Source organism: Pricia sp., from assembly GCF_041745955.1.
Lineage (GTDB): Bacteria > Bacteroidota > Bacteroidia > Flavobacteriales > Flavobacteriaceae > Pricia.
Window position 1 is genome coordinate 1 of the sequence record NZ_JBGTHY010000195.1, and the last position, 19,822, is coordinate 19,822.

The following is a 19,822-nucleotide window of genomic DNA, read 5'->3' on the forward strand; positions in this document are numbered from 1 at the left end:
AGGTTTGGAAAATTTGTACATGCTTTCCAAAGCGGAAATAAGCCTTTCGAACGATGCTTTTGTAGATGGTACGCATCCTACCGATCTCGGGATGGAGCAGTATGCCGGGGCATATAAAAAAATACTCAAACCCTTGGTGCAGCCGGGGAATTGAACCCCTTCCTTTAAATTATTGCTGAGCGCAAATCGCCAAACGCTTTTTTATGAAAGGCGTATTGCGCAAAAACGCGATATAGAACAAAAATTCTCATCAAAAGGCTAGCGAACTTTTCCCTATTTTAAAATGAATTTAGTTTATGGATAAACACCTCAAAGACCGCCTCGAATACTTACTTTGCGTCAACATTGAAAGTATTCGTTCTATTTCAGGTGGCGATATTTCCCAAGCCTATCTATTGGAGACCGAATCGGAGCGTTTTTTCTGTAAAGTGAACCATGCCGATCAAGCGAATAAAATGTTTCTGGCGGAGAAAAAGGCTTTGGAAGAGATTGCCCGGACGAAAGAGATTGCCGTTCCAAAAGTAGTGTTGTGCGAAGTTTTAGATAAAGGTGGGTTTCTGGTCATGGAATACATAGAACCCAAAAGAGCATCCCCGAAAGAAATGGAACAATTCGGACATCAACTGGCACAGTTTCACCAAAAATCGGCGGCCAACACTTTTGGATGGGAAACCGACAATTATATCGGAAGCCTTCCACAGTCGAATAAAGAAAATGAAGGTTGGGCCAAATTTTATGTGGCAGAGAGATTAATCCCACAATTAAGGTTGTCGGTGGACTCAAAACGGCTTCAAAACGACGAGATTCCTTCCGAACAAAGGCTCCTAGAAATCTGCCATAAACTTTTTCCCGATGTAAAGCCTTCCCTTTTGCATGGCGATTTGTGGAGCGGCAACTATATGGTATCCCAAGAAGGCCGGCCCTACCTTATCGACCCGGCAACGTATTATGGACATCACGAAGTCGATATCGCCATGACCCGGCTTTTTGGCGGCTTTGGCAACCAATTTTACGGTGCTTATGCCGAGCATTTCCCAAAAATCGGTGGTGAAAAAGAACGCAATGATATCTATTCATTTGTATTATCTGCTTGTACATTTGAATTTGTTCGGGAAGTCATATTACCAAAACGTACGGCATATTTTAGATAGATATTTTTGAGTAATTTTAAGCAAACCATCCTATGAATTCCATGTGTAGACAAAAAAATTGTTTTGTGGCAGGTCTTTTTGTGTCGATTTGCCTACTCTTATTGGGCTGTTCATCCTCTGAAATCGAAAATCCCCTTAAAAAACAATACACCACATGGTCATCGTATCTGGGCGATTCCGGGCGTAGCCACTACTCTACCCTATCGGAAATAACTCCTGAAAACGTAAAGAACCTCAAAATTGCCTGGTCGTACGAAGCACCGGATTTCGGGCAGATGCAAATGAATCCAATTGTGGTGGATTCTATACTTTACGGCGTTTCGGCGGCGTTGAGGGTCTTTGCGATCGATGCATCCACAGGAAAGAAAATATGGCAGTTTGGCGATTCCGTACAAGTCTGGCATTCGACCAGCCGTGGTGTTTCCTATTGGGAAAAGGGAAACGATAAGCGCATTCTCTGCACTAGAGGTTCCGACCTTTTTGCGCTAGATGCCCTAACGGGTGCGCCCATCACCAGCTTTGGTACGGGGGGAAAAATCGATTTGCGTTCGGGTATGCCGAAATCGGCAAGCGAGAAATTCGTGATTTCCAACACGCCGGGTGCAATTTACAAAGACCTTATCGTAATGCCATTGCGCCTGTCCGAAGGGGCGGGGGCGGCTCCAGGTGATATCATGGCCTTTAATGTGATTACCGGGAAAGTGGAATGGGTTTTTCATACCCTTCCGGAAAGCAACGCCCCTGGTTCTGAAACTTGGGGGGACAAGAATATCCGAAATAGTGACGTAGTTGGTGCCGCAAATAATTGGGCCGGAATGGCCGTGGACGATGAAAATGGAATTGTCTATGTGCCCACTGGTTCAGCGGCCCCCGATTTTTACGGGGGTATGCGTAAAGGCAGTAACCTATATTCCAATTGTCTTTTAGCCCTGAACGCCGATACAGGAGAACGAATCTGGCATTTTCAGTTCACCCATCACGACCTTTGGGACAGAGATCCGCCCACGCCGCCCAATCTTTTGATGGTCGAGCGGGAAGGAAAAAAGATTGCCGCAGTGGCCCAAGTGACCAAGCAAGGTTACGTTTATGTTTTTGATAGGATGACCGGCAAACCCCTTTTCGACATTGAGGAAGTGCCCGTGCCCAAATCGGTATTGAATGGCGAGGAGGCATGGGCGACGCAGCCTTTTCCTATAGCGCCGAAACCTTTTGCAAGACAATCGACCGAGCTGACCGAAAATAGCGTAAGTCGGTTTGCTGAAAATCCAGATTCCTTACGGCAAATTCTAAAAAATGCGGGTACCAAAATTTATGACCCTCCAAGTTTAGACCCGGTTATTTTATTGCCCGGGTATGACGGTGCCGCTGAATGGGGCGGCGCCTCTGCAGATCCTGAAGATGGCATTCTGTATGTAAATTCCAACGAGATGCCCCGGATGCTACAGATGGGGCTGAATACGGCGGATTATAGCGGAAAGCCCCTCGGGGAAGCGGCCTACCAAAAATACTGTGTTACCTGTCACCAGGCCGATCGAAAAGGATTGGTGAAAAGCGGATTTCCCTCTTTGGTCGACCTACAGCTACGGAAAGGGAAGAACGAAACAGCGGAAATCATTACTCATGGAAGGGGAATGATGACCGGTTTTCCTCAAATTCCCAAAGTGGAAAGAGAGGCCCTACTGCGGTATCTGTACAATGAGGAAGTTAAGCACAACGTTACCGAGGAAAAGAGTAAAATCGACTCCGTTTCTATACCCTACAAACACCTTGGCTATACGAAATTTGTAGATGTTAACGGCCTACCTGCCATAGATCCGCCTTGGGGCACCATGCACGCCATCGATTTAAATACCGGAGGGTATATATGGTCGGTCCCTTTTGGAAACACCCCCGAACTCGGGGATAAAGGTATCGGAACAGGTACGGAAAACTACGGCGGGGCGGTGGTTACTGAAAACGGGCTCCTATTTATCGGCGCGACCCGCGATGGTTATTTTCGCGTGTTCGATAAGAATACCGGAAAAATACTGTGGGAATACAACCTGCCCGCACCAGCCTTTGCTACTCCAGCTATGTACGAAGTCAACGGAAAACAATATATTGCCATTGCCTGTGGCGGGGAGAAGTTGGGGGCGAAGAAAGGAAACCAAATTCTTGCCTTTGCGTTGGAATGAAAGAGCTGCGTACCGAAGATTAGCGATTAAATCATATAATCATGGAAAAACAAAAAATATTAGTAGTCGGCTGCGGTAACATGGGTACCTCTCACGCCCGCGCCTATCACCAAATGGACGGCTTCGAAATCGTGGGACTCGTCAGTCGAACGCCAAAAAGCCGTGAAAAGCTATCAGATGAATTGGGCGGTTATCCGACTTTCGGCGATTATGAGGAAGCTTTGGCGGCCACAAAACCCGACGCTGTATCCATCAATACCTACCCCGACACACATGCGGATTATATCCGTGCGGCACTGAATGCCCGCGCCCATGTTTTTGTGGAAAAACCTTTGGCCTTGACCGTCGAAACGGCCCAAGGCTTGGTCGATCTGGCACATAAAAAAGGCAAAAAAATGGTGGTCGGGTACATTCTTCGTGTACACCCGGCCTGGGCGAAATTCGTCGAAGTGGCAAGAACCCTCGGCAAGCCTCTGGTCATGCGAATGAATCTCAATCAACAGGCCTCGGGAGCTATGTGGTACACGCATAAACAGTTGATGAACAGTATGTCGCCGATTGTGGACTGTGGCGTGCATTATGTGGATATCATGTGCCTTATGACCCAATCCGTACCTGTAAGTGTCAGTGCCATTGGGGCCAGGCTCTCCGATGAAATCGATGCCAAAATGTACAATTACGGGCAGTTGCAGGTCCGGTTTAAGGATGGTTCCGTAGGATGGTACGAGGCGGGCTGGGGACCGATGATGAGCGAAACCGCATTTTTTATTAAGGATGTCATTGGGCCAAAAGGAAGCGTTTCCATTTCCGACGATGCCAAAGGCGATTCGGATAACGTAGAAGACCACACCAAAACAGGAGGGCTGCGACTACATCATGCGGCACTTGACAGTGACGGAAATTTCGCCAAGCCCGATGAAATCATCAACACTTCCGACGAGCCCGACCATGATGCCCTTTGTAAGTTGGAGCAGGAATATTTTTTAAGGGCGATTACGGAAGATGTCGATTTAAGCGACCACATGCGCGATGCGGTCAACAGTCTGCGCATCGTTTTGGCGGCGGATGAATCGTTTCGGACGGGGAAGACGGTTGACCTATACCGCCTTTCGGGGAACGCATTTAATATTTAAACAGCGGCGTAAAAATTTGAAGCAATGAAAAAATTAAAGGTCATCGAACTTTTTGCGGGTGTCGGAGGTTTTCGGCTGGGACTTGAAAGTACGGGACATTTTGAGGTCGTTTGGAGCAATCAATGGGAACCCGGTACCAAAAGACAGCATGCCTCGGAGGTCTACGGGGCCCGTTTCGGAAACGATAACCATAGCAATGCCGATATCGCGGAAGTAAATACCAACGAAATTCCCGATGCCGAGGTACTGGTCGGAGGCTTTCCCTGTCAGGATTATTCGGTAGCCACTACCCTGAAGAATTCCAAGGGATTGATAGGTAAAAAAGGAGTGCTCTGGTGGAGCATCCATAGAATACTGTCCGAAAAGGAAAATCCGCCGAAATATTTGATACTTGAAAATGTCGACCGCTTGCTCAAATCGCCCTCGACGCAGCGGGGAAGGGATTTCGCCATCATCCTAAAAAGTCTGGATGATTTGGGATATGCCGTAGAATGGCGCGTTATCAATGCCGCGGATTATGGGATGCCGCAACGCAGGCGGAGGATTTTTATACTGGCGTATCACAAATCCACATCCCGATACAAAAACTTGAAAAAGACCCATAAGTCGGATTGGATGCAAATTTCAGGAACAATGGCGGAGGCGTTTCCAGTACAAAATCCTTCCAAAAAGCAGGATTTGTTTAGTTCCCAGGAAATCGAAAGTCCATCATTCGCCCTGACCGATTCCCTTGTAGAAATTTCGGAACATTTTAATAAAGGCGCAAAACTATCCCCCTTTGAAAATACAGGCCTCTTTATAAAAGGAAATGTCTTTACCATTAAAACCTTTCCTGATTATGATGGCAAACGGACGGTTTTGGGCGACATCCTTCAAAACGGCGAAGTAGATGACGCCTTTTTTATCCCTTCGGAAGACTATCCAAAATGGGAATATCTGAAAGGGTCCAAAAAGGAAACCCGAACCGCCAAAAACGGATTCGAATATCAGTATACCGAAGGCGGAATGATTTTTCCCGATGTGCTGGACAATGCCTCCCGGACTATCATTACCGGCGAGGGCGGTAAGACACCCTCCCGCTTCAAACATGTTATCCAAACCGCAAAAGGATTGCGAAGGTTGACCCCGGTCGAACTGGAACGTTTGAACATGTTCCCCGATACCCATACCGAACTGAACGGAGTGAGTGATACCAAACGGGCCTTTTTCATGGGAAATGCATTGGTTGTGGGCGTAGTGGAAAAGTTAGGGGCGGCATTAATCCATAAAGCCTGTGGTCAATTACCTTCTTAGGGGCAAGAAAGATGAAACAATAGTATTAAATTTAAGTTAATACCCCTCGGCAATTTGTAGTTGTTGTTTTTTACTGTATCTTGTGACTTATGGTAAATGTAGAAAAGTCGGAAAATCAGGCATTTTTAGAAAAGTCTATCCACCACTTGGAAGCTACTGGCTTTGAAGACATAAAAGCGGATATGGAAGGATATGAAACTCCTAAATCGTATATCCGTAAAGGGCATGACGCAAAGATTACACCTGACATCGTAGCGCTTAAAAATGGTAGAAAATATTATTTCGAAATCAGTCTCAAATCCAATAAACCCAGATTGCTAAAAACCAAATGGCTCTTTTTGGATACTTTGAGCCGAATGAACTCCAATCGGTTTCGGATTATTACTACGCGAGGGCATTACAAGTTTACGGATACCATGTTAGAGGATATCAACCTGAGTAACAAGGAACCTATTAAAATTTAATGTAAATAGAATAAGGTTTTTCTCCTATAGTCTTATAGGAGATTTCCCGAAAGAGCTACTAAGAACTGAACGTTTTCAGATTTTAGTAGTTCTTTTTTGTTTTTAATATTCGATTTCCCGTGAAAACGGGAGGCATCACGTTCCTACGATTTTCGAACCATACCAATGTGCGGGATACCATCTTCCAAATATCCATCACCGACCTGTTTAAAGCCCAGTTCATGATAAAACCGTTCTAAATACATCTGCGCCGATACATGAATGACATTTGCTTCAAAATAGTCATGGACTGCATGTATCGCATCTTTCATGATATCTTTTCCATATCCGTATTTACGTTGGTTTCTCTTTACTACTACCCTACCGATACTCGCTTCATCAGTATAGTCACCGGACTTGAAAATACGGGTATAGGCCACGATTTCACCGTCTTTCTTTCCAACGACGTGTAGTGCCTTTTGATCTTTTCCATCGATATCCTCATATACACAATCCTGTTCTACAACGAATACCTCGCTTCTCAGGCGCAATACCTCGTAAAGTTCTTTTTTGGTTAATTCTTCAAACGTCTTGACTTCAATCTGTATCATAAAATAAAAATAACCCCTAGCCTAATCCTGAACGATTACCAGCTTACTGTCCGGTTTATTGAATTCAGGTTGAATGTTAACGTGATTGATTCCGAATTTATGATGCGCCACCTCCTCTATTTCACCCAAAATGTTGTCAAACTCAGATAATCGGATGTCTTCATTAAAATCGACATGCGCTTCAAGGTGTACTTCATCCTCGTTCAATTGCCATATATGTACGTGGTGCACGTTCTTGATAGATGTTATTTTCTGGATGGCCTCTACAATTTGTTCCACTTGAATGGTATTGGGCGTAAAAAGCATCAAGACCCTGGTAGAATCTTTTAAAAGGTCATAACCCATATAAATCAAGTAGAGCGCAATGGCCAAGGTAAGTGCCGCATCTACCCAGTAGACCTGATAGATCTTCATCAATATGCCCCCGATCAACACGGCGACAGAGGCCATCATATCGGTCAGCAAATGCAAATAGGCCGATTTCATATTCATATTGCTGTCCGCATCCTTTTTTAAGAGCAAAACGCTGAACCCGTTGGCCAAAATACCCAGTAAGGAGAGCCAAATCACTAGATCGGATGCCACTTCCTGTGGATCAAAGAAGCGTTCGACCGCCTCTTTTATCAATATAACGGCTACGATCATCAAGGTAGCGGCATTGACGAATGCAGCAATAATTTCGGCCCTCTTGTATCCAAACGTCTTACGGTCGGATGCTTCCTTTTTCGATAGAAGATTAGCGATATAGCTCACGATGAGGGACATCGCATCGCTAAAATTGTGAAGGGCATCCGATAAAAGCGAAAGACTGCCCGAAATCAAGCCCCCGATTACCTGTGCAACGGTTATCAGAATGTTCAATAGGATGGAAATGATAAGATTTCTTCCCTTAAGATCAGGTTGGTAATGATCGTGCGAATGATGATGGGAATGGGACATGAAAAATTCAAGATTTGTGGTTAAGGACATATAATGCACATCCTAAAAAAGGAAAACCCCTTTGCTAACCGAACGGTTATAAAATTAGGGTAAAAATCGCCGATACAGGTATATCCTACTATAAATACATCCCTATAAATATACGAATAGTAGTACTTTACAACAAAGTTACTACCCTTCACAACAACTATTTCCATCTTTCGGGAAAGGGATGTTCATTTGTAGGGTACAACTTAGTCGATAGGTGTTGATAACCTATCAAAAGAAAAGCAATACTTCATTAGGATTTTCCGTTGCGATTCCGGTATACAAAATAGAATGGGAAAAGCAGAAAATAGTTGTTCTTACTTGATAGGAATCTATCAAAAGAATATCCTTCCTAATCAACATTTATTTTCGTTACACTTATCAAAAAACGGATGTTCACATCGGTTATCAACCTATTTTCATAACCCGGACAATAGCTTGATTTAGAAGGATAGACTACGGGTATAAATTGTCAACAAGTTTGCGAACCGGTTCATAGCAAGTTTTATTAACAATTATTATACCGCTATCAACACCCTATTATAAGCATCATTTTTTATTTAAAATTTTAAAAAAGAAAATGGATTATGTAATATATGTTGATAACTGATTATTTTGGATAAAAAGAGGGTTCATATCTCAGGGGTATTTCCAATCAAACCAACAACTTAACGGTCGAAACTATATATACTACGTGTATAATTCGTAATTTTCCGCCCAAATACGTAAATACTATTAATGACGAAATTATTATTGATGACGAAGAAGAAGAAAAAAGCTAGAAACCATAGAAAGAACGAGATTACGAAAGGCATCTTCACTACACTTGAAAAAGAACCCCAGAAAACATTCGATTACAAACAGATATCTGCCAAGCTTGACCTGACCGATACCCAAGACCGCAACCAATTGATAAAACGTTTGGGACAGCTGAAGGATGAAAATAGAATCGAAGAAGAAGATCAGGGCAAATATAAGGCCGTGGGAGGTGCTACATCTAAAAATAAACATAGCGGGAGTCAAAATAGCGGAAGTAATCATACAGGAAAAGTCGACCTTACCGGTAGGGGCGATGCCTATGTCGTTATCGAGGGTATGGACGATGATGTGTTCGTTCCGAAGAGCCGCGTCAACAAGGCCTTTCACGGCGATACGGTCGAGGTCAATGTTTTTAAACCTAGAAAGGGGAAAAAACTTGAGGGCGAGGTCACCAAGATTTTGGAAAGAAAAAAGACGGAATTTGTAGGTATTCTCGATCTACAGAAGACCTTTGCCTTCGTTCGCCCTACGGATTTCAGGATGTATACCGATTTTTTTGTTCCCAAGGGAAATACCATGGATGCCAACGATGGCGACAAGGTGGTCGTAACCCTCGAGAGCTGGGCTAATACTGGTGATTCTCCTATAGGAAAAGTAACCGAAGTACTCGGTAAGCCTGGGGAACACAATACTGAAATTCATGCCATTCTAGCGGAATACGGACTGCCCTATGATTTCCCGGCCGAGGTAGAGCGATTTGCCGATACAATAGATACTTCAATTAAGTCGGAAGAAATCGCCAAGCGTAGGGATATGCGCGACACCTTAACTTTCACCATCGACCCTAAGGATGCCAAGGATTTTGACGACGCGCTATCCTTTGAGGTTTTGGCAAACGGTAATTACGAGATAGGCATCCATATCGCCGATGTCTCCCATTATGTGCTTCCCGATACGATTCTAGAGGATGAGGCCTACGATCGCGCCACATCTGTATATCTGGTCGACCGTGTGGTTCCGATGCTTCCGGAAGTATTGTCCAACAACGCCTGTTCATTGCGGCCCAATGAAGAAAAATATACCTTCTCTGCCATTTTTGAGGTGGATAGGGACAACGCTGGAATCAAAAACCAATGGTTCGGTCGAACGGTCATCAATTCCGATGAACGTTTCGCCTATGAGGAAGCCCAACATATTATAGAAACCGAAAAGGGAGATATTCCCGAGGATATTTCCATTCGTGATGCGGCCTATTCAGTGGCCGACGTTGTTGTGAAAGCTACCCTAGAAATGGACCGCTTGGCCAAAATCATGCGTGAAAAACGCATGAATCAAGGCGCCTTATCCTTTGATAAGTTAGAGGTCAAGTTCATATTAAACGAGAATAGTGAACCTCAAGGCGTTTATTTTAAGGAATCGAAGGATGCAAATAAACTCATCGAGGAGTTCATGCTCTTGGCCAACCGAAAAGTGGCGGAGTTTATCGGGAAACAAAAACCGAAGAAAACGTTTATCTATCGTATACATGACGACCCCGACCCCGATAAGCTGATGGCCTTGAACGGTATCATATCTCGTTTTGGGCATACGTTGGATTTTAAGGACAAAAAATCCATCAGCAGCTCGCTAAACAAGCTTTTAAGAGATGTAAAGGGTAAAAAGGAGCAAAATCTGGTCGATACCCTGACCATCCGAAGTATGAGTAAAGCTATTTATACCACCGAGAATATAGGACATTATGGACTATCGTTCGATTACTATACGCATTTTACCTCTCCCATTCGCCGATATCCCGATGTGATGGTCCATCGTCTGTTGCAATATTATTTAGATGGGGGTAAATCGGTCAATGCCGAAGCCTATGAGAAAAAGTGTAAACATTCGTCCGATATGGAATATCTGGCCTCAAGCGCCGAACGCGATTCCATTAAATACATGCAGATTAAGTTCATGCAAGATCATCAGGACCAAGAGTTTGTAGGGGTCATAAGTGGTGTTACGGAATGGGGCATTTACGTAGAGATCATCGAGAACAAATGTGAGGGCATGGTGCGCATCAGTGATATTAAGGGCGATTATTATATCTTTGATGAAAAAGAGTACGCTATAGTAGGAGAACGCACGAAAAAATCCTATCAATTGGGCGATGAAGTCGTAGTGATGGTAAAAGATACGGACCTGATGAAACGACATCTCGATTTTACCTTATTGGGTAAACATGAAGCTTAGGATAGATTAGATTAAAATCCATGATGGCGTTTTACGTATTTCAACGTAAAGGGAGTACCGACGCCGAATCAAGACAATGTTTCGGAATGGATTTTGTTTATGTATAGACCGGCAACCTCACCCGTAGAGAAAAGATGCGTATAATTGCGTTGCTGCAGGACAGGTTATATACTACCGACCTAAAATTGACATCATGAAACAGTTCATGTTTTTAATGATACTACTACTTGGGCAAAGTGCTATTTCAGCTCAAGGCCTTACCCAAGACCTAACACCGTTTACCGAGGTAAAAGCGTTCGACGGCCTTTCCGTAAACCTTATAAAGTCAGACGTCAACAAGGCTGTCGTTACTGGCGAAAGTGTCGAAAAAGTGGCCATCGTCAACAACGATGGCGTACTCAAGATTCGGATGCAGCTCGATAAGATTTTTAGCGGTTACCGTACGTTCGTCGATGTGTACTACACCGAAAAACTGGTCGTTATCGACGTTAACGAAGATGCTCGGATCAGCTCTAAAGAAACCATTTCACAAGATGTATTGGAATTGAAGGCACAGGAAGGCGGTGAGATTGTGCTGACCGCGGAAGTGGAGCAGTTGTTGATAAAAACGGTGACCGGAGGTATAATTATAACTACGGGAACCTCCGATTTACAGGATGTTGCCATAAATACGGGTGGCGTCTATGAGGGTAAGGCGCTGAAAACCAAATTTTCTACAATTAGCGTAAACGCGGGCTCACGTGCCGAAATTTACGCTTCTGATTACGTCAAAGCCACGGTCAAGGCCGGTGGCGAAGTTCTGGTCTACGGGGACCCCGTAAAAATGGACGAAAAAACGGTTTTTGGCGGTACGGTGACCAGAATGTAGTTTTCGTGAAAAAATGTTAATAGTTAACCGTTATTAGTTAATAGGGATTGTTGTTTCGGTTTTAACCGTTAACTTTTAGCTCTGCCTGTTGCTAAGCAGGTTTTAACACAACACTATTAACACAACACTATTAACGGATATGTGGCAAGACGTACAGGCAGCGATACCATTGGGCTTTTTACTGAGCTTTATAATCGGACCTGTTTTTTTTGTGCTTCTGGAGACCAGTGCGACAAGGGGTTTCAGGGCTGCAATCGCTTTAGATTTCGGCGTGATTATCGCGGATATACTTTTTCTGCTCATTGCTTATTTTAGTAGTTTTCAACTTTTAGAAAACCTCAGTAACCAACCGGGGCTTTTCGTTTTCGGGGGTGTTATCTTATTGGTATATGGTATTATAACTTTCTTTAAAAGACCACCCAAAAAGAAGGAATTCGACGTCAAATCAAGTAAAAGTGATTATTTCAGCTTGGCCATAAAGGGCTTTCTTCTCAATTTTATTAACATCGGGGTATTGATTTTCTGGTTGGGCATTATTATCGTTGTCGGCCCCAGCCTTGACAATGAGCCAAACCGCATCCTGGTTTTCTTTTCTTCAATGGTAGGCGCATATTTTTTTACGGACATTTTGAAGATACTGCTCGCCAAACAATTAAAGCAGAAATTAACCTCAAAAAGAATATATTATCTTAAAAAGGGACTGGGCATCATTCTCATAGTCTGCGGCATCGTACTTATCGTAAAAGGATTTTTGCCCAAGGACCAATTCAATATAGAGGAAAGTATCGAGAATATGGAATTGGGGATACTGCATTAATTTGATGTTCAATACGATAAGGGGATATTTTAGGAACGTCGTACGCCACGAGATTTCGGCGAGAACCGCTGAACCGGCACATAAAAAAATCCTGACCAACATAGTCAGGATTTTTAGAGGCATCGAGCGGATTCGAACCGCTGTACAAGCTTTTGCAGAGCTGCGCCTAGCCACTCGGCCACGATGCCCTATTTATTTTGCAAAGGTAATTCTTTCTAGTTCATTGGAAAATCTAATACACCCTTTTTTCCGTTATAACAATGGTTACCTTCTCTACATCACCACCAATAGGGGGATTTATTTTCGAGACACAGACCTTGGCTTTATCCACAATATCGATTTCATCAAAAATTCGGGCGATAATCGTCTGGGCCACATATTCCAAAAGTTTGGAGGGCTTGGCCATCTGCTCCTTAACGATTTGATTGATGTGCACATAATCCACGGTATCCGAAAGCTTGTCGGACTGCGCGGCTTTTGAGAGGTCGGCATCCACCGAGACATCCACCCGATATTCACTGCCGATGGCGGTTTCTTCCTTTAGGCAGCCGTGATGGGCGTACACCCTTATATTGTCGATTTTTACTTTTCCCACTGTAGAAGTTTCTGCGAAGTTAATTGAAACTAATGAGAAAAAATAAACTAGAAGCGTCTTCGGGCTGTTAGAAACTGGCTAATATCTAGTTCCGCAGCTGTTCTAATATCTAGGTTCTTAGTAAGTACAACGACAATTACTCAAGCCTTGGAAAAGGTCAACCCCAATAGTCACTACATGGGTTCCCGTACTATAGGTGATAATCTCGTTGAGAATAATCTGGTACGAGTATCCAAAAAAGAAATTACCCTTTTTAAGTCCCGCAAAAGGGGCGATATACAGGGGATCCCCGATCTGGTCGTTCAAGAAACGGTAGTTGACGCCGGTATAGTAATAATCCTCAAAATCGTAAAAGCGGAATTTAAGGTTCAGATCCGTTTCCGAACGGCCGTCGCTTTCGAACATTTTGAACAAAAGGGAGGGCTCTATTTCTAAATTGGAATTCTTGCTCTTTCGGTAACGATATCCCGTGTAGGCATAGTAATTTCTTAGCTCATTGGGCTCGTCGGCATTAAAGGTGAAATTGCTGGGATCCTTGCCCAAGAGGTTCGAGGCGTTCGCACTGAAATAGAATTTTCCGTAGCGGTACATGGCCCCCACATCAAAGTTATGGTTGGTAGTCTGGCGGTTGTTGATGACTCCCGGATCAAGGTTGGCATTGATAAACTGGTCGATATCGATCCTGAACTGGTTAAAGTTATAGGATAGTCCGAACGATAAAAACTCATCGTCATAGCGGTCTAAGGTCAAATGGTGCGCAAAAGATATTCGGGCACCCTGTTGTTTGGTATACCCGTTCTTATCATTGTACAAAAAGAGACCTAGTCCCGATTTTTCGCCCAGGCGCATATCGGCCGCCAAAGACTGGGTCTGCGGGGCATCTTTGATACCTACCCATTGGGTGAGTCCGTTCAGGCGTATTTTGACATGATCGCCGATACCCGCATACACGGGTGACAGTACAAAGGGATTATCCGCTAGGTATTGCGATAACTGCGGCGAGTTAAGCTCTTGGCCCCTAGCGGCGAAAAGGCCGAATAAGCACAGAAGGGTCAGTATGAATTTGCGCATGGTAACGTAGGTTAAGATTTTAGCGATATAGGGTAAAATGTCCGACGAACTCCCGATTATCGTTCTCTCCGTTGAGTTTTATGATGTACCAGTAATCTCCGGTCGGAAGTTCGGTCTGTTGGTAAAAACCGTCCCATCCGCGATCTCCTTGGCGCATTCGATATACCTCCCTACCATAACGATCGAATATTATGGTTAGTATCTGCGGGAAGCCTTCATCGTTACGTGGTTTCCAATACTGATTCTCCGCATCTCCATTGGGGCTGAAGAAGTTCGGAATCTCGATATCGATGAATTCGATAAAGATGTTGGCGGTGGCCTCACAGCCGTTTTCATCAACCACGGTTACGACATAGGTATCGGTACGGTTGATCATAAAGGTATTGTCAGGGCCGTTGTTTTTATCACCGAAATAAATGGTATAGTCTTCTTTGCCACCATTTACGGTCGCGGTGAGTTCGTTGATATTGCTTTGCTCGACCGCAATCGTCAAAGGGGCATAGTTCTCGATTTCGAAGCTATGGGTTACGATGCATCCGTTGGCATGGGAGATTGCGATGTAATGCGTTCCGGGGGCAATATTCCTAAAAAAGGGATTCAATTGCATATCATCCGTATTTTCCGAATCAAGGGCATAGAGTACATCATCAGCGAGGCTGGCATCATCCAATACAATGTTGATATAGTTACTGGGGATGTTATTCTCGCAGCCATATATAGGTTCTACGCTGGCATTCAGGTTTACGCCCGGATCGACGGTTACTATAACGGTCTCCTCACATCCCACGGCATCTTGGATAAAGACGATATAGTCACCGGATGCCAGATTGTTAAGGATGTTTCTATTCTGTATAAAATTGGTTTCGCTGCTCAATCGGGTACTATACGGGGCAGTTCCCCCGCTGATCATAAGCTCGATCGAGCCGTTCTCCTCACCTTCACAGACTTCCGGCAAAGCGGTGGCTGAAACCTCCAGCACCCCAGGTTCGATAATGGTATATTCCAGTTCGACAAAACAACCGTTGCGGTCTTGGGCGATGACCCGATAGTTACCGGGAGCCAGATTTTCAAAGGTGTTTTCGTCGTCGAACCGGTTCAGGTTCGGCGAAATGGCGTATTGATACGGACCAACACCCCCGGTCAGTGCAACGGTTATCGTACCATCGCTGGCCCCGTTGCAGCTCACGTTAGTAAAGTCATTTGGGTTTACTACGGATAACGGGTCCGGCTCGGTAATGATCACCTGTTCCGCAGGAGCGGTGCAATCTTCGCTGGTTACGTTCACATAATAGGTTCCCATGGGCAATCCATCGAACTCGCCATCGTCTTGAGGTCCGGCCACGAGGGATGCAGTGCTCAAGGAAGCATCGGTATAGAGGGAATACTCGTAGTTTCCAAGGCCACCTTCGGCATCGGCGAAAATTATGGCCGCATTATCTCCATTACAGTTGATGACTGCGGCGGATTTATCGACGGACAAGGTCAGGGGCTTGACGATATCTTCTTCGATTTCGTCGGATAAAACTGCGGCACACGTATTGACCGCGTCCCTAACTTCATAGCGATATACACCCGCATCGAAAACGCCGGTAGTTGGTAGACTTACGCTGTTTCCTCCCATTGCCGTCCAAATCGATGTGCCCGCACGCCGATACTCATAAGAGCCGCTTAGACCTCCCGTGGCCGAAAGTTCCAGTTCAACGCCGGTGGTACAGGTCAACGGACTCGTACGGGTCAATTCTGCGACGACCTCTGACGGGTTATCAATTTCTATAATGGCCGTCTCTTCGGAACAGCCTACATCGTCTGTAATTGTAATACTGTAGAAACTGGCCGAAAGCCCACCAAAGGTATCCGAAGCCTGCGGCGATGAGGTCTGCAATAGGTTGGTTCCCACTGAATCATCGTGCCGGTTCAATCGATATTGATATACCGGGGAAACGTTTCTGGTATTGATCGATGCGGTTACACTGGCGGTATTTCCATCGAAACAGGTCAAAGGGGTCGAATCTATCGTAGGCACGATATCGTCTGGCCGTACCAAGGTAATCGTACTCGTTTCGATACAGTTCTTTGTATCGGTGACGGTGACGGTATAATCACCTCCGGACAAGCCTCGGAAAACAAAGGCTTCAACATTGGTTTCGGTATAGACCTGCGACGTGGTCGTATTGTTCAATTCAATGGTATACGGACCGTATCCGCCTGCCGGGTCGACAAGGATAACGCCTTGGTCGTTGGTACAGCTTGGGCTTGCCTGTTCGCTAAGAGCAATTGTGATGGGCACAGTAGGTGCCAAAATGGCAACCCTGTTGGATTTTTTAATACATTCCGGCGCATCCGTCTGTATAATAGTTACATAATAGCTGCCTTCGACAAGGTCGATGACGGTAAAGGTTGCGGCCGTATTTCCGGTAATCATGGCCGAAACAGGATTGTCGTTGCTATCGAATACCTGATAGTCATAGGCACCCGTGTACCTGTCAATGGTAACTTCAAAGCTTCCTCCAGCGGTCGCATCGTTCAGACATTCCTCGTCGGATTGTTTTACGGCACTCACCAACATAATATCCGGGTCTACCACAGTGTGTGTTGTTATTATGGTGCAACCGGTGTCCATATTGGTGATGCTTACCGCATAGTTACCTACCCCAAGACCAGTGAATATGCCTGTGGCATTCGTTTGGGTATAAGTAACATTCATCCCGGAAACATCGTATTCCAAGTTGGGCGATGCCGTTGCGGGATTGACCGTTACGGAAACTGTTATGTTTTCATCGAAAGTAGCACAGCTTACGTTTTGATCAACGGTAATTACTGCATCCCGGATACCGACAAATGGGGCAATACTGGTCGTTGTCGAGTTCATACAGCCCTTGTCGTCATATACATTGATGGTATAATTTCCACCGGTAAGGTTGGTTTCGGTATAGGATGGATTGGCACCGTCCTGAACGGTAATGGCATCGCCTACTGCGACAGTCGCCGGATTATCGTTGTTGATGAACTCATAACGTACATACACGCCAGAACCGCCGTTTACACCAAGGATATCGATGGTAGGATAGTCGGTAACATTCCCGGTAGAACAATCGAACGCAACGGTTGCGGGAGCAGGCACGTTGACCGCTGCCGCTGGTTGGGCTATGGTCTTTGTAATCGTTGCCGGGCAACCATTGGCACCTGTAGCGGTAATGGTATATCCGGATGCCGTTGTTGTATTGGCCAGGCCTGAAAATTCGGCCGTGGTATCGGTAGCACTTGTGGGATCGATAGCGACCCCAGTACCATCCATATCCGTGATTTGGAAGATATATGGTCCTACCCCGTTATCGAGGACACTTACGGAAATGGTTCCGTCCGCGTTACCGAAACAAACAACATCGGTAAAGCTGTCCACGCTTAGTACGGGATCTACTTGTGGCTGTAAGAATTTTTTTATCGTTTTGGTACAGGAACGGTCATCGGTTACCGTAAAGGTATATTCCCCCACTTGAGTCAAATCGGTGAAAATACCATTAGTACTCGAGGATTGTGGCGTTGAACCATCGGGGAATTCCACCGTATAGGTGAACGTTCCTGGGGAACCGCCAGTTTGGGAAATGGTAATCTGTCCACCGGAATCTACCGTACAGTCGATAGTTTTCACTACAGTTGCCAAAGGCATGATTTCTACATAGAGCTCAATAGATGTCGAAGTGGCATTGCTACAACTCCACTGGTCGCTAACGAGAACCTGGTATCTACCGGCCCCAAGACCGCTAAAGACATCAGCGGTCTGAATAGGCCTTAAATTTTCAAAGGCGGATGTTGCCGTATTAAACACCTGTAATTGATAGCGATAGTTGCTGCCTTGTCCGCCCGCCTCATTGATTACCACGATTTCCCCCTCGAAATTGGTGCAATTTTCCACGTTCACCTGAAGGTCTGCGGATATGGCACTTGGATCGATAAGATTTACGTTCGGCAACTGCTCCAAACATCCTTTCGAATCAGCAATCCAGACTTGGTAATCGGTCCCCGCCGCGGCGCCGGATAAATTACCGAACAAAGGATTGCTTTGGAAACCGCTGGCATCCGTCGGAGCGGGATTGGTAGCGATATCGACGAAGTAGGTGTAACCGCCCCATCCTCCGAGTACATCGACCACTTCGATGCTACCGTCGTTGAGCACACAGGTTACATCGGTCTTATGGGTGTCTCCAGTAATGGTGGCTGTAGGGCCGGATATCGTGAAGTTTTCGGTATTTCCACAAGTCGGGAGGTTGTTTTGGCTTATGGTAACATAATATGCTCCTGCAGGTAGATTAATTCCCGCAGTCGGACCATTAGTGGCCTCCGTACCATTGTCAACAGAGGTATCGTCGGCAGTATTTGCCGGAGTTCCATTAGTATCAAAGATTTCCCAATCGAAACCGCCCGGATAGGTCGCGTCCACAAGCGCCAAAGTTATTTCACCGGTTGCCGTGCCGAAACAGGTCACATCGCTGATTTTGTCGAGATCGATAGTAAAGGTATTCGGATCCGCAATCCGCTCGGAAGCGGTGATGATACATCCGGTATCTACATGTCGGATCAAGAAATTATGGGTTCCGATACCCAGATTCGGGAATACGTTCGAGGTCTGGTAGGCAGTACCATTATTTATGCTGTATTCGAATTTGGTGCCGTCGTTATCCGTTGAGGTAACGGTAACGGTTATTTCACCATCGTTGCCCGGGTTACAACTGATCGGGTTTGTAGTCGCGGCAGTTGCCGTTAAGAGTTCATCGTAGGAATCTATGGTCGCGGTCTGCGTGCCCACACAACCTTTATCGTCATAGACATTGATGGTGTAGGTTCCTCCGATTACGTTCGTTTCGATGTAGGTGCTATTTGGGCCATCCTGTACGGTAATGGCATCGCCTACCGCGCCTGTGGTGGGGTCATCGGTATTTATGAACTCGTAGCGTACAAAGGTATTCGAACCTCCGTTGGCGCCAGTGATTTCGATACTTGCGTTGTTCGGGTTATTGCCCGAAGCACAACCGAACTGAACCACGGTAGGCGCATCCACCACAATGGCGTCCGGCTCTGTGATTATTTGGGTAATGTCCGTCGTACAGTTGTTATCGCCCGTTGCGGCAATCGTATAGGTAATTCCTGTGGCGCTACCTTCGAGACCAGTGAACGTGGCGCTCAAACCGGTCGTAGCGCTAGGCGCGTAAGGCAAGGTCAAAGAACCTCCCGTAGCTGCGGTAATTTCAAAGGTATACGGTGAAATTCCGTTGTCCGCCGCACGTACCGTAAACGTACCGTCATTGTCGCCGATACAGGTTACATTTTTAAAGGCACCAATTTGGATGACAGGCTCTACCCGTGGGAACAACTCCTGTGTGACCGTTTTGACACAGGCGTGTCCTGCTGCCTGATCCGTAATGGTAAAGGTATATACCCCAACATCGGCCAAGGCGGCAAAGACACCTGTAGTATTTGATGGCTGTGGCGTTGAACCATCCGGGAAGGCAACGTCGTAGACGAAGTTGCCCGAACCACCGGTCTGTGTAACCGTAATCTCTCCTCCCGGGTTTACGGCATTACAATCGATAGCTTTTATAACGGTCGCTACCGGCATAATTTCATCGTAAAGGAATTGCTCGGCAGTCGTAAAGTCACACGTCCATTGGTCGGTGATGACCACTTGAAATCTTCCTTCGCCAAGACCGCTAAAAA

At 45.5% G+C, this 19,822-nt stretch carries 14 protein-coding genes and 1 tRNA gene; 9 read left to right on the forward strand and 6 right to left on the reverse strand.

From position 1 onward, the window contains the following. Positions 1–19 precede the first annotated feature (19 nt). The 6 genes from ACEW8S_RS06790 to ACEW8S_RS06815 all read left to right on the forward strand — a co-directional run bounded on the left by ACEW8S_RS06790 (position 20) and on the right by ACEW8S_RS06815 (position 6,215). Positions 20–154 carry an SGNH/GDSL hydrolase family protein gene (locus tag ACEW8S_RS06790; protein ID WP_373517426.1) on the forward strand — a complete coding sequence of 45 codons (135 nt, stop codon included), beginning with the start codon at positions 20–22 and terminating at the stop codon, positions 152–154. 142 nt (positions 155–296) lie between these two features. Further along, positions 297–1,151 (forward strand): fructosamine kinase family protein, encoded by an 855-nt coding sequence (locus tag ACEW8S_RS06795; RefSeq protein WP_373517413.1) that lies wholly within the window; start codon positions 297–299, stop codon positions 1,149–1,151. A gap of 65 nt (positions 1,152–1,216) precedes the next feature. Beyond that, the gene (locus ACEW8S_RS06800) at positions 1,217–3,325 is read left to right on the forward strand and encodes a pyrroloquinoline quinone-dependent dehydrogenase (protein ID WP_373517414.1); all 2,109 of its coding nucleotides are present in this window, start codon (positions 1,217–1,219) and stop codon (positions 3,323–3,325) included. A 41-nt stretch (positions 3,326–3,366) separates the two neighbouring features. Then, positions 3,367–4,458, forward strand: coding sequence for a Gfo/Idh/MocA family protein (locus ACEW8S_RS06805; RefSeq protein ID WP_373517415.1), 1,092 nt, complete (start codon positions 3,367–3,369; stop codon positions 4,456–4,458). A 24-nt stretch (positions 4,459–4,482) separates the two neighbouring features. Further along, entirely contained in the window at positions 4,483–5,751 is a 1,269-nt protein-coding gene (gene dcm / locus ACEW8S_RS06810; RefSeq protein ID WP_373517416.1) for a DNA (cytosine-5-)-methyltransferase, read from the forward strand. A gap of 89 nt (positions 5,752–5,840) precedes the next feature. Continuing rightward, complete coding sequence (locus ACEW8S_RS06815; RefSeq protein WP_373517417.1) at positions 5,841–6,215, forward strand: hypothetical protein; 375 nt, start codon at positions 5,841–5,843, stop codon at positions 6,213–6,215. Positions 6,216–6,358: 143 nt separating this feature from the next. Here ACEW8S_RS06815 and ACEW8S_RS06820 read toward each other — a convergent pair whose 3' ends face one another. Next, positions 6,359–6,805: a GNAT family N-acetyltransferase gene (locus tag ACEW8S_RS06820; RefSeq protein ID WP_373517418.1), complete on the reverse strand. Its 447-nt coding sequence runs from the start codon at positions 6,803–6,805 to the stop codon at positions 6,359–6,361. A gap of 21 nt (positions 6,806–6,826) precedes the next feature. Next, positions 6,827–7,744 (reverse strand): cation diffusion facilitator family transporter, encoded by a 918-nt coding sequence (locus ACEW8S_RS06825; RefSeq protein ID WP_373517419.1) that lies wholly within the window; start codon positions 7,742–7,744, stop codon positions 6,827–6,829. Positions 7,745–8,527: 783 nt separating this feature from the next. Here ACEW8S_RS06825 and rnr point away from each other — a divergent pair. From rnr to ACEW8S_RS06840, 3 genes are all read left to right on the forward strand, one after another. After that, on the forward strand, positions 8,528–10,759 hold the full coding sequence (gene rnr / locus ACEW8S_RS06830; RefSeq protein ID WP_373517420.1) for a ribonuclease R: 2,232 nt from the start codon (positions 8,528–8,530) through the stop codon (positions 10,757–10,759). 193 nt (positions 10,760–10,952) lie between these two features. Next, the gene (locus ACEW8S_RS06835) at positions 10,953–11,627 is read left to right on the forward strand and encodes a head GIN domain-containing protein (RefSeq protein WP_373517421.1); all 675 of its coding nucleotides are present in this window, start codon (positions 10,953–10,955) and stop codon (positions 11,625–11,627) included. A gap of 139 nt (positions 11,628–11,766) precedes the next feature. Next, positions 11,767–12,444, forward strand: a complete 678-nt coding sequence (locus tag ACEW8S_RS06840; protein WP_373517422.1) for a LysE family translocator — start codon at positions 11,767–11,769, stop codon at positions 12,442–12,444. A 117-nt stretch (positions 12,445–12,561) separates the two neighbouring features. Here the strand turns inward: ACEW8S_RS06840 and ACEW8S_RS06845 are convergent. From ACEW8S_RS06845 to ACEW8S_RS06860, 4 genes are all read right to left on the reverse strand, one after another. Then, positions 12,562–12,632 (reverse strand) — tRNA-Cys (locus tag ACEW8S_RS06845). A gap of 44 nt (positions 12,633–12,676) precedes the next feature. Then, positions 12,677–13,039 carry a dihydroneopterin aldolase gene (gene folB, locus ACEW8S_RS06850; protein ID WP_373517423.1) on the reverse strand — a complete coding sequence of 121 codons (363 nt, stop codon included), beginning with the start codon at positions 13,037–13,039 and terminating at the stop codon, positions 12,677–12,679. A gap of 117 nt (positions 13,040–13,156) precedes the next feature. Next, positions 13,157–14,110: a type IX secretion system membrane protein PorP/SprF gene (locus tag ACEW8S_RS06855; protein ID WP_373517424.1), complete on the reverse strand. Its 954-nt coding sequence runs from the start codon at positions 14,108–14,110 to the stop codon at positions 13,157–13,159. Between the two features lie 19 nt (positions 14,111–14,129). Next, entirely contained in the window at positions 14,130–19,790 is a 5,661-nt protein-coding gene (locus ACEW8S_RS06860; RefSeq protein WP_373517425.1) for a T9SS type B sorting domain-containing protein, read from the reverse strand. Positions 19,791–19,822: the final 32 nt, after the last annotated feature.